The sequence below is a fragment of the Streptomyces sp. NRRL F-5135 genome (assembly GCF_000719775.1).
In the GTDB taxonomy this organism is placed as follows: domain Bacteria; phylum Actinomycetota; class Actinomycetes; order Streptomycetales; family Streptomycetaceae; genus Streptomyces; species Streptomyces hebeiensis.
The window spans coordinates 92,894-106,148 of record NZ_JOHR01000014.1; the positions used below are offsets into that span (position 1 = coordinate 92,894).

Sequence of the window (13,255 nt, forward strand, 5' to 3'; positions counted from 1 at the left end):
CGCGCCCCGTCCTCCTCCCTCCCGGCTTTCCCCCCGCCATCCTGCTACGCGTCGGGCGTGGTCTCCTCCCGGATCACCGCGCCCGCGACCTTGAACGCCGTGTTGGCGGCGGGGACGCCGCAGTAGATCGCCGCGTGGAGCAGCACTTCCTTGATCTCGTCCGGGGTGAGCCCGTTGCGCAGGGCGGCGCGGGTGTGGAACGCCAGCTCGTCCAGGTGACCGCCGGAGACCAGTGCGGTGAGGGTCACGGCGCTGCGCGTACGGCGGTCCAGGCCGTCCCGCGTCCAGACCTCGCCCCAGGCGTAGCGGGTGATGAACTCCTGGAAGTCCCCGCCGAACCCGTCCGCCGCCGCGGTGGCCGCGGCGCGGTCCACGTGGGCGTCCCCGAGGACCTCCCTGCGGACCCGCATCCCCGCGTCGTACGGGTCGGGCCGCCCCGCGGGGACGGCCGCGGGCTGCTCCGGGGCGGGGGCTATCTCGGCGACCGGGCCGACCGCGGCGGAGGCCGCCGGCCCGGCCGGCCGGTCGGGCATCACGGTGAGCCCGGTGGCGGTGTCGGACGGGTTGTACCAGGCGGTGGAGAAGTGGTGGACGAGCAGGTCGGTGACCGCCGCCGGCTGCTCGACGGGTGCCAGGTGGGAGGCCCCGGGGACCAGCGCCAGCCGGGCGTCCCGTATCCCGGCGACCAGGGTACGGGCCTCGGCCGGTCCGGTGACCTGGTCCTCGGCGCCGACCAGCACCAGCGTGGGCACCCCGATCCGGCCCAGCTCCGCCCTGATGTCGAAGGCGGCGAGCGCCTCGCACGCGGCGATGTAGCAGCCGGGGTCGGTCGTACGGACCATCTGGACGGCCCATTCGACGATGGCCGGCTGAGCGGCGGCGAAACCGGGGGTGAACCAGCGCTCGGGTGCGGTGCGGGCCATCGGGTCCAGACCGTTGGCCCGGACGATCACGCCCCGCTGCCGGAACTCGTCGGCCGTACCGAACCGGGGCGAGGCGGCCACCAGCGCGAGCGAGGCGATCCGGTCGGGTCTGCGCAGTGCCAGTTCCGCGCCGATGGCACCGGCGATGGAGCACCCGACGTATCCGAAGCGCTGCACCCCGAGCCCGTCGAGCGTGGCCAGCAGCCGCTCCGCCAGCTCCGGGACGCTGGTGGCGGCATGGGCGGGCGCGCCCCCGTGACCGGGCAGGTCGAACCGGAGGACCCGCCACTGGCGGGCCAGCTCGGGGACCTGCCGGTCCCACATATGCCATGTGGTACCGAGTGAGGGACCAAGGACCAGGACCGGGGCCTGTTCCGGCCCGTCAAAGCGGTATTGCAGGGTGCGCGTCGGTGTCTCACTCACCCGCCAGACCCTCTCATCTGTCACGAGATGTCACATCGCCGGGGTGGACCTAGCGGGCCATGGCCCGCTCCGGCACTGCCGGACCTGCCGACGAAAGCCCAGGTATACGTCGATCTGTCCAGCCGTGCCCTGCAGCACCTCTCCGGTCTCCTCGCAGGTCACCGCCGTCGCGGCCGATGACGGTCTTGAGGGTGGCGTCCACGGTGAGCCTTCTTCCTGCCCCGTACGGTACGCGCGCCCCGATGCTGGTGGGGTGTACGGCGTAGACGGCTTCATCAGGGTGCCGAGCCGGCCGAACCGGAGCCGCATCCCGCGAGCGCCGGTGCGGCGAGAAGCCCCGGCCCCGCGGCCGCCCCTGCCTTGAGCACCGACCGGCGGCCCAGCTCAGTCATCGCCGGCTCCGGAGGCAGTCGACGGCGTGGTCGTCGCTGATCGGGGTGAAGTCATCGTCAGGTCGACCCAACCCTCTGTCACAATGTATTCATATATAATGTTCACCGGTGGACTTGGGGACGACGACACGCCAAGCTCGCCGAAGGCTCACCCACCACCCCGGCAAGCGCCCCGTCAGCCTTCCAACCCGAGGAGAACCGCATGGCGTCCTACTCCGGCCGTGGTGTGCACGGACAGGTCGTGCACTCACTCGGTGCGCGCATTGTCAGGGGTGAGATCGCCGAGGGCGAGACCCTGGCCATCGGCGCCCTGGGAGCGGAGTTGGACGTGAGCCTGACCGTCATGCGCGAAGCGCTCAAGGTCCTCGCCGGCAAGGGCCTGACCGACGCACGGCAAAAGCGCGGCACCTTCGTCAGGGAACGCGCACAGTGGAATCTTCTCGACGCCGATGTCATCCGCTGGCGGATGGAGGCGGGCGACGGCACCCAGCTGTTGCGCGACCTCGCCGACGTCCGCGCCATCATCGAACCCGCCGCGGCGCACCGGGCCGCCTTGCACCGCACCGACGCCGACCTGGCCGCCCTCGAAGCCGCCCTGGAAGCCATGGGACAGGCGAAGGTGGACTCCGCGGCCGCCGCCGAGGCCGACACGGCCTTCCACCGCGCGCTGCTCGCCTCCACCGGCAACGAACTGCTGCGGCGGATGGACATGCTCCTGGAACCCAGCCTGAGGGAACGTGACCGCGTGGTTCACAGCCACGGCGGCGCCGACGACCCCGTTCCCGGCCACCGCGCGGTACTCGATGCCATCCGCGACCAGGACCCGACCCGCGCCGAACTCACCATGCTGAGCCTGCTCGCCAAGGCCCTCACAGACCTCGACCAGCTCGCCCGTGCACAGATCGCGACACACTGACAGATCGCGACACACTCGTGAGGACGGAGACGGCGCGATCCCACAGCCGGCGGGCGCTCGGGACCGTCAAACCGGGGGCCACCGAGGTCCTCCGCGCCGGGCTACCGGTTCATCCGGGCGGCACACGACCTGTTCACCCTGGCTGACAGCGCCACCGCGCGACGCGGTCGGGCGGACTCGCCCCGCGATCTCAACTCCGGCCGCACGTCCGCCGACGAGGACCCGCCCCCGTCGGCGGACGTGTGCGACGCATGCTCGTATCGGGTCGCTCCTACCACTCGGCCAAGGAGCCGTCGGCATGGCGCCATATCGGGTTGCGCCACCGCTGACCGGCCTCGGCGGCCTCGCGTACGGCGTTCTCGTCGATCTCGATGCCCAGGCCGGGGCCGGTCGGTCGGGCGATGTGGCTGTCGGCGAAGTCGAAGACGCTGGTGTCGAGGAGGTAGTCCAGCAGGTCGTGGTCGGCGTTGTAGTGGATGCCGAGGCTCGTTTCCTGTATGAGGGCATTGGGTGTGGCGAAGTCGATCTGCAAGGAGGCGGCGAAAGCGATCGGCCCGAGCGGGCAGTGCGGGGCCAGGGTGACGCCGTACGCCTCGGCCATCGCGGCGATTCTGCGGACCTCCGAGATGCCACCCGCGTGTGACAGGTCGGGTTGGACGACGGCGACGCCGGATCCGAGAACCTCGCGGAAGTCCCAGCGGGAGTACAGCCGTTCGCCCGTGGCGATCGGGACGACCGTGGAGGCGCAGACGCGCGCGAAGTCGCCGGTCAGCTCGGGCACGATCGGCTCCTCGACGAAGAGCGGGTGCAGCGGCTCCAGCAGACGACAGGCCTCGCGGGCCAGGGCGGGGGAAACGCGCCCGTGGAAGTCGACGGCGATGTCGGCCGCGTCGCCGATGGCCTCTCGCACGGCGGCGACGCGGCCCACCAGCATGTCGAGTTCGGCCTTGGACTCCAGGGCGCGCACTCTGCCGGTGCCGTTCATCTTGACAGCGTCGAATCCCTGCTCCATGCGCTCGCGGGCGTGCTCGGCGACCCGGTCCGGCTCGTCGCCGGCGATCCAGGAGTAGGTCCGCATGCGGTCGCGCACCGCGCCGCCGAGCAACTCGTAGACGGGCACGCCGAGGGCCTTGCCCTTGATGTCCCACAGTGCTTGGTCGATGCCGGCCACCGCGCTGGACAGGATCGGGCCGCCGCGGTAGAAGCCGCCTTTGGTGAGCACCTGCCAGTGGTCCTCGATCCGGTACGGGTCCTCGCCGATGAGGTAGTCCGAGAGCTCTTCGACGGCGGCCGCGACGGTGGCCGAGCGGCCTTCGATCACCGGTTCGCCCCAGCCGGTGATCCCCTCGTCGGTACGGATGGCCAGGAACAGCCAGCGTGGTGCGACGGAGAAGGTCTCCAGTGCCGTGATCCTCATCGTTGTGCCTTTCGGTTGAGGTCCTCTATCAGCTTGGGAAGCCGCTCGAACTGGGCGGGGTCGGCCAGGGCCGAGCCGAGCGAGACGGCGGCGGCTCCGGCGTCGAGGAACTCCAGGGTGTTCCGCGGGCCCATGCCTCCGGTCGCCACGAAGCGAGCCTCGGGGAACGGGCCGGCCATCGAGGTGATCCAGCCGGACCCGAGATCGGTGGCGGGGAAGGCTTTGAGCCAGGTCAGACCGAGCGCTCGGGCCTGCTGGATCTCGGTGGCGGTCGCCACGCCCGGCAGATGCGGCAGGCCCGCGGCGAGCGAAGCCTCCGCGATCTCGCGGGAGAACCCGGGGGCGACGGTGAAGCGTGCCCCGGCCGCCACAGCTCGCTCCAGGCGGTCGAGGGTGGTCACCGTGCCGGCGCCCACCGCGGCGCCGTGCTCCTCGCCGGCTGCCACCGCCGCCTCCAGCGCCGCTACCGCGGCATCGCTCTGGACGGGCACTTCGACGAGCCGGATGCCGACTTCCCAGGCCCGCCGGCTCACCTCCACCGTGCGTTGCGGGTCGAAACCGCGCAGGATCGCCATGAGGGGGATGTTCTCGAACGCCTCCTGGAACAGCCGGTCGTGTGCGGTGGTGTGGTTCGTCGCCACTGGGTCCATGGTCATTGGGTCCAGCCAAGTGCTCGGGAGATGGTGTGGGCGGTGGTCCGGATCGTCGGCAGCAGCTCTTGCAGCCGGGCGAGGTCGACCTGCGCTTTCAGCGCCGTGACGGACAGGGCGGTGCGCACCGCGCCCGTGCCGTCCCGGACCGGGACGGCAACGCAGTTGATGAAGGGCTCGTACTCTCCGTCGTCCGTCGCCCAGCCGCGTCCGCGGATCTCGCGCAGCTGGGCGGCGAAGTCGTCGGCGGTCGTCACCGTCGCGTCGGTGAACCGCTCGTAGGCGTAGCCGTCCAGGACATGGGCGCGCTCCTCCGCGGGCATGTAGGCCAGGAGCACCTTGCCGACGCCGGAGGTGTGCAGCACGACTGGTTTGCCGATCTGCGAGTACAGCCGTACCCCACTCTGCGGGTCGACCTTGTCGACGTAGAAGACGCGGCCCTCCTCGACGGTGGCGATGTGCACGGTGAGGCGGAGCTTGCGGCCCAGCTCCAGCAGGTGCGGGTGGGCGATGGTCCGCAGATCGAACTGTTCGAGTGCGGACTGCGCCAGGCCGGCCAGCCGGTAGCCGACGGCGAACGAGCCGTCCTCCCGCTTCCGGGCGAGCCCGCCCTGGCACAGGTCCCGCAACAGGCGCAGCGCCGTGGTCCGGTGGACGTCCAGGCTCGCGGCGACGTCCACCGGATGCCGGGGGCTCTCGCTGATCAGCTCCAGGACACGGATGGCGCGTTCCACGGTCTGGCTCATCCGGCGGCCCCCGTCGTACGCAGGACGGAGGCGTCCGCGTGGTCCCCGACCACGCCCAGGGCGAAAGCGGCCAACCGGTGACCGAACCGCAGCCGGTCGGCCGGCTCGGCGCCGCGCAGCCAGGCGGAGAGGTAACCGGCCGCGAAGGCGTCCCCCGCACCGACGGGTTCGACCACCTCGACCGGGTTCGCGGGGACGAAGACGGCCGGGCCGCCCCCGGGCGGGAAGTGCGTGGCGCCGATGTCCGCGTCCTTCACCACGAGACGCACCCCGGGCCCGACCAGCTCTCGCACCTGCTCGGCGGTCCCGGTTCCCCAGACGTGCCGGGCCTCGTCCAGGCCGACGAAGACGACGTCCGCCTGGCGTGCCAGGGCGAGCAGCGGCCCGGCGGCTTGCCGCGTACTCCACAGTGCGGCCCGGTAGTTGACGTCGAACGAGCAGCTCGCCCCGGCCGCACGCGCGCGTTCGAACAAGGCTGTCGATGTCGCGGCACAGCCGTCCGACAGGGCGGGCGTCACCCCGGACAGGTGCACCAGGCGCGCCGTGGACAACGGGAGGCGGTCGAGATAGGCGGGGGTCATCCTGGAGGCGGCCGAGCCGGTCCGGTAGTAGTGCACCCGGGTGCCCTCCGGGCCGGGGTCCTTGAAGTACACACCGGTCGGTGCCGAGCGGTCCCGCTCGACGTGGCCGACGTCGACGCCTGAGCGCGCGATCGCGGCCAGCACCCGCTCCCCCAGTGGGTCGGTGCCCACTCGGCTCGCCCACGCGGTGCGGTGGCCGAGGTCGGAAAGGTACTGCGCGACGGTCGACTCGGCTCCGGCGACCCCGATGGCCGCACCGCGTGCGGTGGCGAGACGCTCGCCCCGCGCGGGGGCCACCAGGACCATGGCCTCACCGACGCACAGCACTTCTGGCTCTGCCACTTCTTCTCACACCTCTGTGTACTCGTTGTCGGCCGGTGCGCGGCCGTCCCCGGCGCCGCTCCTGAGCGCCTTGCGGCGCAGGGCGCGGGGCGCGGTCTCCGGGAGCAGCAGCACCGACACGGCGGTGACGATTCCCGAGAGGGCCATGTATCCGGCCAGCAGCCATGGGCTTCCGCCGCCCGCGTGTACCAGCAGGGTGGCGATGAACGGCGCCGTGCCGGAGAAGAGCACGGCGGTGGTTTCGCGGGCTAGGACCAGACCGGTGTAGCGGACTTCGGTGGGCAGCAGCTCGGAGAAGAACGAGCCCGCCGGTCCGAAGATCATCGAATTGAGCATGACGGCGAACCCGAGGACCACGGCCATCACGATCAGTGGCGTTGACTTCGTGCCCACCAGGAGCCAGAACGGTCCGGCGAACACGGCGATGGCCAGACCGCCGGCGATCATCAGCGGGCGCCGGCCGATCCGGTCGCACAGCCAGCCGCAGAGCGGCACACCGAGGATGGAGACGGCGGAGGCGACGGTGATGGCGATGACGGCCACGTTGCTCGGCAGCCCGAGCTCCTGGGTGGCGTAGGCGGGCAGGTAGCCCTGGATCGAGTACGAGGCGACGGCGGTGGCACAGCCGGCACCGATCATGAGCAGAATCCGCCGGCCGTGGTGGCGGACCGCCTTCACCAGAGGAGCCTTCTCCGTCCTTCCCTCGGCCACGGCGTCCTGGAAGCTCTCGCTCTCCTCGGAGACGTACCGCAGGACGACGCCGCCGATCACCACGAGCACCGAGGCAAGGTAGGGCAGCCGCCACCCCCAGCTGAGGAACTGCTCCTCGGGCAGCGAGGCGACGACCGCCATGGATCCGGACGCGCACACCACGCCGAGGAACTCGCCGGCGCCGGGCAGCGACGCGTAAAGGCCCCGGTTGCCCGGCTTGGCGCTCTCGGTGGTCCACACATAGGCCCCGCCGAGTTCGGCGCCGACACCGAGTCCCTGCAGAATCCGGCAGGCGACGAGCAGCGCGGGTGCCCACACGCCTATCTGCTCGTACGTCGGCAGCACGCCGATGGCCAGGGTGCCGAAGCCCATCATCAGCAGTGTCACCATCAGCACCGGTTTGCGTCCCCAGCGGTCGCCGAAGTGGGCCAGGATCAGCCCGCCGACGGGACGTGCGGCGAAACCGACGGCGAAGGTGGCGAACGAGGCGAGAGTGGCGACGAACTCGGACTCACCCGAGAAGTAGATCTTGTTGAACACCAGCGCCGCGGAGGTGCTGAACAGGAAGAAGTCGTACCACTCCAGGACGGATCCCACCACGGCGGCCATGGCGTTGCGGCGCCGTGTCCGGCGCTGGGGATCGTGGTCGACGCCGGCTCTCTCGACCACGGGGTTGTCCGGCATGCGTGCTCCTTTGCACGGCAGGTGCCCTGCCGAAGTGTTTCGGCGCAGTCAACCCGCTGCTGAGCAGAACACACACTGTTTGTGCGCATGTTGCACGACACTGCCCGTGGCTCGCGGCGCGGACGGCCCGCCTGCCCCTTCACCGGCGGCAGGACCTCCCACCGCATTCCGCTACAGAGCACGAACAACACGCCCGGCGGCGTCCTGCGGTCATCGGTCCGCTCGCGCCCGCCCCGACGCAGGCGGACGGATGACGGCCGCCGGACCGTCCGGGCCCCGGGGGCGTCAGGGGGTGGTCGTGGAGACGACGTACACGCGCGGGAAGCCGGGGTCGGTCAGATCGACGACGACGTCCTGGCTGGGCCGCGGGTCCTGCTGGACATGGCGGACGCCCGCCCAGTGGTGGCCCGGCAGATCGAAGTTCCAGCCCACGGTGCGCCGGTCGCGGGGGGTGATGGTGACGGAGCCGTCCTCGAGCGCCGACCGGCTCGTCCCCAGCTCGCTCAGGAAGCCGTCCAGCCGCGCGGAGGTCACGTCGAACTGCACGTACAGCCGGCTGGTCTTCCAGTTGCTCGTCTCGAAGTAGCGCACACGGGTGGCCCCGTGGGGAATCGGCACCTCGAAGACGCGCTGCTTCATCCTGGACGGGCGCGTCGGCTGGAGACCGGTGGCCGAGGACTCGACCTGCTTGTTCCGGCCGCTGTCCCGGCTCTGCTCCGCGGAGATCACCAGATAGCCGGCCGGGATGCCGATGAGCAGGACGATGACGATCGCCGTCAGCCAGCGGCGGCGATTGCGGTGGCGGCGGTCCTCGGGGGGCCTGCCGCCGCCCGCGGCCGGCGGGCCTTCTCCGGACGCCGGCTGCCCGTCGGCCGGCGGAACCTGGTCGGCGGCCGCCGGGGTGCGGTCCACGGCGGCGGGGGTACGGTCCACGGTCATGACGGCGGCCCCTGGGTCGAGCGGGCGGTACGGATGGCCTGCGCGTAGCGCTCGTACCGTTCGTGGCGCTCCACGCGGCGGCGATTGGCGCGGCGGAAGCGGCGGGCCACCAGACGGGCGAGATCGGCGGCGCCGACCATGCCGGCCTCGGGGCCGAGCTGCGCCTTGACGATCCGCGCCTCGGGGCGGTAGCCACGGCCGGTGAGATGGCGGCGGAACGCGTCCCGGGCGGGCCCGATCAGCAGGTCGTCCGCCGCGCTCACGCCACCGCCGATGACGAAGCAGGACGGGTCGAGGGCGGCGGCGAGATTGGCGATGCCGACGCCGAGCCACTGTCCGATGTCCTGGAACAGCTCGATGCACATGGCGTCGCCCTCGCGGGCGAGCTCGGTGATCAGCGGGCCCGTGATCTCGTGGACGTTGCCCTTGACGCGGTCGATGATGTTGTACGCCACCGGCGAGTCGGCGGCGGCCAGCTCCCTGGCCTCCCGTACGAGGGCGTTGCCGGAGCTGTACTGCTCCCAGCAGCCGCGGTTGCCGCAGGGGCAGCGGTGGCCGCCGGGCACGACCTGCATATGGCCGAACTCCCCGGCGACCCCGAACTTGCCGCGCTTGACCTGGCCGTCCTCCAGGATGGCACCGCCGATGCCGGTGCCCAGCGTGATCATGACGAGGTGGTCCTCGCCCCGGCCCGCGCCGAAGCGCCATTCGGCCCAGGCGGCGGTGTTGGCGTCGTTGTCGACCATCACGGGCACCGCGAGCCGCGCGGAGAGCGCGTCGCGCAGGGGCTCGTCGCGCCAGGCGAGATGCGGCGCGAAGAGCACCTTGGACCGGTCGGCGTCGACCCAGCCGGCCGCGCCGATGCCGACCGCGTGCACGTCATGGCGGTCGGAGAGGTCCAGCACCAGCTCCACGATGGTGTCCTCGACGACCCGTGGGCTCTTGGACTTGTCCGGCGTCTCCGTGCGGACCTTCTCCAGGATGATCCCGTCGGGGTCGACGACCCCGGCCATCACCTTCGTACCGCCGATGTCGATGCCGACGGTCGGGACGCGGGGCGCGGTGAGCAGGGAGCGGCGCTCCCTGGCGCCGACGGTACGCAGCACGGTGGCGCGGGCGGCGCCGCGGTGGGCGGCGGCGAAGTCACGGTAGGTGCTCATCGGGTCCGCCCCCCGGCGTCGGCCGCCGGTGCGCCACCCCGGACAGCGGGCCGGACACGCCGGGGCCCGCCCCGGGGGCGGACGGCGCTGCTTCTGACACACGGCCTGGGTACTCGCACGAGTGGTGTCGTCCCTGCGGGGTCGGGGGCCGGCTGGCCCGGGCGGGCACCGGCGGCGGACGGCGCCCGCCGTCGCAGATTGTGCCATCCGCCCCGGGCGCGGGCGTCGAGCGGCCCGAACAGAGCCCGGGGGCTGTGCGGGGCGCGCGGCGCTCCTCGCGCCCGGCACGGGCCGTACGGCGACGTCAGGCGGGTCGCAGAGGCTTCCCGGACGCCTCGCCCGGTGCCGTCCCGTCCGACGCCGAGACGTTCGACGCCGTCACGTCCGGCTCCGGTCCCGTCGCCCGTTCCAGTTCGTGGCTCAGTTCCTCCAGCTCCGAGCCGCCCGCCATCTGGCGCGTCAGCTCGTCCAGCGTGATCGAGTCCTTCGTATGGCTGCCCGCCATCGCGCCTCGCTTGAGCAGTACGAAACGGTCCCCGACCAGGTACGCGTGGTGCGGGTTGTGGGTGATCAGCACCACGCCCAGGCCCGCGTCCCGCGCGGCCGCCACGTATTTGAGCACCACCCCGGACTGCTTCACGCCCAGCGCCGCGGTCGGCTCGTCCAGGACCAGCACCTTCGCGCCGAAGTGGACGGCGCGGGCGATCGCCACGCACTGCCGCTCCCCGCCGGACAGGGTCCCGATCGGCTGGTCGACGTCGCGCAGGTCGATGCCCATGCGCAGCAGCGCCGCGCGCGTGGTCTCGCGCATCAGGGTCACGTCGAGCCGCTTGAAGGGGCCGCGTCCCTTCGTGGGCTCCGAGCCGAGGAAGAAGTTGCGCCACACCGGCATCAGCGGAACGACGGCCAGGTCCTGGTAGACCGTGGCGATGCCGCGGTCCAGCGCCTCGCGCGGCGAGCCGAGGGTGGTCGTGACCCCGTCGATCAGCAGGTCGCCCGCGTCATGCCGGTGCAGCCCCGCGATGATCTTGATCAGGGTGGACTTGCCGGCGCCGTTGTCACCGAGCACACAGCTGATCTCGCCGGCGTGGACCTCCAGCGAGACGCCCTCCAGGGCGCGGATGTTGCCGTAGAACTTGGCCACGCCGTCGAGCTCGACCAGAGCCGTCCCGGCGGTCCCACCAGTCTCCGCCGCCCCGCCAGTCCCGGCCGTCTCAGCTGTCCCAGCCGTCATCGTGAAGCCTCCGCGCGCTTGCGTACCCAGGCGTTGAGCAGGGTGGCCAGCAGGAGCATCGCGCCCAGGAAGAACTGGAACCAGTCCGGGTTCCACTCCGCGTACACGATGCCCTTGTCGGTCATGCCGAAGATGAACGCGCCGACCGCGGACCCCACGGCCGAGCCGTAGCCGCCCGTGATCAGGCAGCCGCCGATGACGGCCGCGACGATGTACTTGAGCTCGTTGCCGACGCCCTCCCCGGACTGGACGACGTCGAACGAGAACAGCAGGTGCTGCCCCGCCACCCAGGCGCACAGGGCCACGCCCATGTAGAGCCCGATCTTCGTCCCCCGGACCGGGACGCCCACGGCGCGCGCCGCGTCCGCGTTGCCGCCGACCGCGAAGATCCAGTTGCCGTAGCGGGTACGGAGCAGGATCCAGCTCGCCAGCGCCACCAGCGCCGCCCACCACAGGATGGTGACCTTCAGGTCGACGCCCCCGATGGTCAGGGACGAGGCGAAGAGCTTCCGCGCGGCGGGGAAGCCCTCCATGTCGCCGATGGTCTTCGTGGAGACCGTGCCGCTGATCAGCTTCGTCAGGCCCAGGTTGAGGCCGGTCAGCATCAGGAACGTGCCCAGCGTGATGATGAAGCTCGGCAGCCTCGTCCGCGTCAGCATGATCCCGTTGAACGCCCCGAGGCCCAGCGTGACCAGGAGCGACACCAGGACCCCGACCCAGACGTTCGCCGTCATCTGGAAGCTGAACATCGAGGAGATCAGCGCCGAGCTGGTCACCATCACGCCGGCCGACAGGTCGAACTCCCCGCCGATCATCAGCAGCGCCACCGGCACCGCCATGATCCCGAGGATGGACGCCGCGTACAGCACCGTCCCGATGCTGGACGGCCGCAGGAAGGAGTCCGCGGTGAAGGAGAAGAAGAGGAAGACGGCCACGGCGCCGACGACCGCGCCCAGCTCGGGCCGGCCGAGCAGCCGGCGCAGGGGCGAGACACGGAGCAGCCGCTCGTCGCCACCCCCCGCCGTCACCCGCGGCCCCTCCGGCGTGCCCCGCGCCGGTGACGCGGTCGCCGTCATCGCGTCCCCCGCTTCGTGTACTCCTCCAGCGCCGCGGCGTCCTTCCGCGTGATGACCTGCGGTCCGGTCAGCACCGGCCGGCCGCCGCCCAGCACATCGCCGTTGTACCGGTAGAGCCAGAGCAGGTCGACCGCCTCGTACCCCTGGAGGTACGGCTGCTGGTCGACGGCGAAGCCCAGCGTGCCGGACTTCAGCTCGGCGGCGACCTTGGCGTTGAGGTCGAAGGTGTCGATCTCGGCCTTGCTGCCCGCCGTCTTCTTGGCCTGTACGGCGGCGTCCGCGAAGGGCGCCCCCAGGGTGACGACGGCGTCGATACCCGGGTCGGCCTGGAGCTTCGCCTCGATGGACGCCCGGACACCGGGCATGTTGGTGCCCTCGACGTACAGGTTCTGCAGCGTCCCGTCGAAGGTCTTCTTCGCACCGCCGCAGCGCTGCTCGTGGCCGACGTTGCCCTGCTCGTGGATGACGCAGAGCACCTTCTTCCTGCCCCGCTCGCTCAGCTCCTCGCCGACGGCCTCGCCCGCGATGGACTCGTCCTGGCCTATGTGGCTGAGCGCGCCGAACGCCTTGGACTGCTCGGTACCGGAGTTCACGGTGATCACCGGGATCCCGGCCTTGACGGCCTTGGCGACCACGCCCTTCATGGCATCGGGCTTGGCGAGGGTGACGATCAGACCGTCGACCCCCTTGTCGATGTACGACTGCACGAGCTGGGCCTGCTGCTGGCCCTCGTCGCTGTGCGCGTAGAGAAAGTTGATGTTGTCCTTGACGGCGGCCTGCTTGGCGCCGCTCTGGACGATGTCCCAGAACGTGTCGCCGTCTCCCGAGTGGGTGACCATGGCCACCGTCCACTTGGGGGTGTCGACGGCGGACCGTCCCTCGGCGGCGGCCTGCTTGGCCCGATCCTCGGCGCGCTTGCCGCCGGTGCTGCTGCACCCCGCGAGTGCGGACACCCCGAGTGCCGCCGCGAGCACGGCGCATACCGCGCGTACCCCTGTCCGAACCCTTGCCACGACGCCGTGCCCTTCTCGCTGGTGCTCCTCGGTGCGGCCGGAACGCGT

Annotated in this window: 12 protein-coding genes; 1 reads left to right on the forward strand and 11 read right to left on the reverse strand. The window is 71.5% G+C overall.

Annotated features, from left to right (window positions below; translation table 11 throughout):
• Positions 1 to 44 precede the first annotated feature (44 nt).
• A complete protein-coding gene (pcaC, locus tag IG02_RS0124425) occupies positions 45 to 1,346 on the reverse strand; it encodes a 4-carboxymuconolactone decarboxylase (RefSeq protein ID WP_030752035.1) in 1,302 nt (433 codons plus the stop codon).
• Between the two features lie 594 nt (positions 1,347 to 1,940).
• Here pcaC and IG02_RS0124430 point away from each other — a divergent pair.
• Positions 1,941 to 2,654 carry a FadR/GntR family transcriptional regulator gene (locus tag IG02_RS0124430; protein WP_030752038.1) on the forward strand — a complete coding sequence of 238 codons (714 nt, stop codon included), beginning with the start codon at positions 1,941 to 1,943 and terminating at the stop codon, positions 2,652 to 2,654.
• 271 nt (positions 2,655 to 2,925) lie between these two features.
• Here IG02_RS0124430 and dgoD read toward each other — a convergent pair whose 3' ends face one another.
• The 10 genes from dgoD to IG02_RS0124480 all read right to left on the reverse strand — a co-directional run bounded on the left by dgoD (position 2,926) and on the right by IG02_RS0124480 (position 13,207).
• Positions 2,926 to 4,071 carry a galactonate dehydratase gene (gene dgoD / locus IG02_RS0124435; RefSeq protein WP_030752040.1) on the reverse strand — a complete coding sequence of 382 codons (1,146 nt, stop codon included), beginning with the start codon at positions 4,069 to 4,071 and terminating at the stop codon, positions 2,926 to 2,928.
• Positions 4,068 to 4,727, reverse strand: coding sequence for a bifunctional 4-hydroxy-2-oxoglutarate aldolase/2-dehydro-3-deoxy-phosphogluconate aldolase (locus IG02_RS0124440; RefSeq protein ID WP_030752043.1), 660 nt, complete (start codon positions 4,725 to 4,727; stop codon positions 4,068 to 4,070). The genes dgoD and IG02_RS0124440 overlap by 4 nt, the downstream gene beginning before the upstream one ends.
• Complete coding sequence (locus IG02_RS0124445; protein WP_030752045.1) at positions 4,724 to 5,467, reverse strand: IclR family transcriptional regulator; 744 nt, start codon at positions 5,465 to 5,467, stop codon at positions 4,724 to 4,726. The genes IG02_RS0124440 and IG02_RS0124445 overlap by 4 nt, the downstream gene beginning before the upstream one ends.
• Positions 5,464 to 6,390, reverse strand: a complete 927-nt coding sequence (locus IG02_RS0124450; protein WP_234314894.1) for a sugar kinase — start codon at positions 6,388 to 6,390, stop codon at positions 5,464 to 5,466. The genes IG02_RS0124445 and IG02_RS0124450 overlap by 4 nt, the downstream gene beginning before the upstream one ends.
• Positions 6,391 to 6,396: 6 nt before the next feature.
• Entirely contained in the window at positions 6,397 to 7,785 is a 1,389-nt protein-coding gene (locus IG02_RS0124455; RefSeq protein WP_051765666.1) for an MFS transporter, read from the reverse strand.
• 285 nt (positions 7,786 to 8,070) lie between these two features.
• A complete protein-coding gene (locus IG02_RS0124460; RefSeq protein ID WP_420707789.1) occupies positions 8,071 to 8,724 on the reverse strand; it encodes a hypothetical protein in 654 nt (217 codons plus the stop codon).
• On the reverse strand, positions 8,721 to 9,884 hold the full coding sequence (locus tag IG02_RS0124465; RefSeq protein ID WP_030752056.1) for an ROK family glucokinase: 1,164 nt from the start codon (positions 9,882 to 9,884) through the stop codon (positions 8,721 to 8,723). The genes IG02_RS0124460 and IG02_RS0124465 overlap by 4 nt, the downstream gene beginning before the upstream one ends.
• A gap of 304 nt (positions 9,885 to 10,188) precedes the next feature.
• Positions 10,189 to 11,118, reverse strand: a complete 930-nt coding sequence (locus tag IG02_RS0124470) for an ATP-binding cassette domain-containing protein (RefSeq protein ID WP_051765668.1) — start codon at positions 11,116 to 11,118, stop codon at positions 10,189 to 10,191.
• On the reverse strand, positions 11,115 to 12,194 hold the full coding sequence (locus IG02_RS0124475; RefSeq protein ID WP_078854778.1) for an ABC transporter permease: 1,080 nt from the start codon (positions 12,192 to 12,194) through the stop codon (positions 11,115 to 11,117). The genes IG02_RS0124470 and IG02_RS0124475 overlap by 4 nt, the downstream gene beginning before the upstream one ends.
• Positions 12,191 to 13,207 (reverse strand): sugar ABC transporter substrate-binding protein, encoded by a 1,017-nt coding sequence (locus tag IG02_RS0124480; RefSeq protein ID WP_030752065.1) that lies wholly within the window; start codon positions 13,205 to 13,207, stop codon positions 12,191 to 12,193. Before IG02_RS0124480 ends, IG02_RS0124475 begins: the two co-directional genes overlap by 4 nt.
• Positions 13,208 to 13,255: the final 48 nt, after the last annotated feature.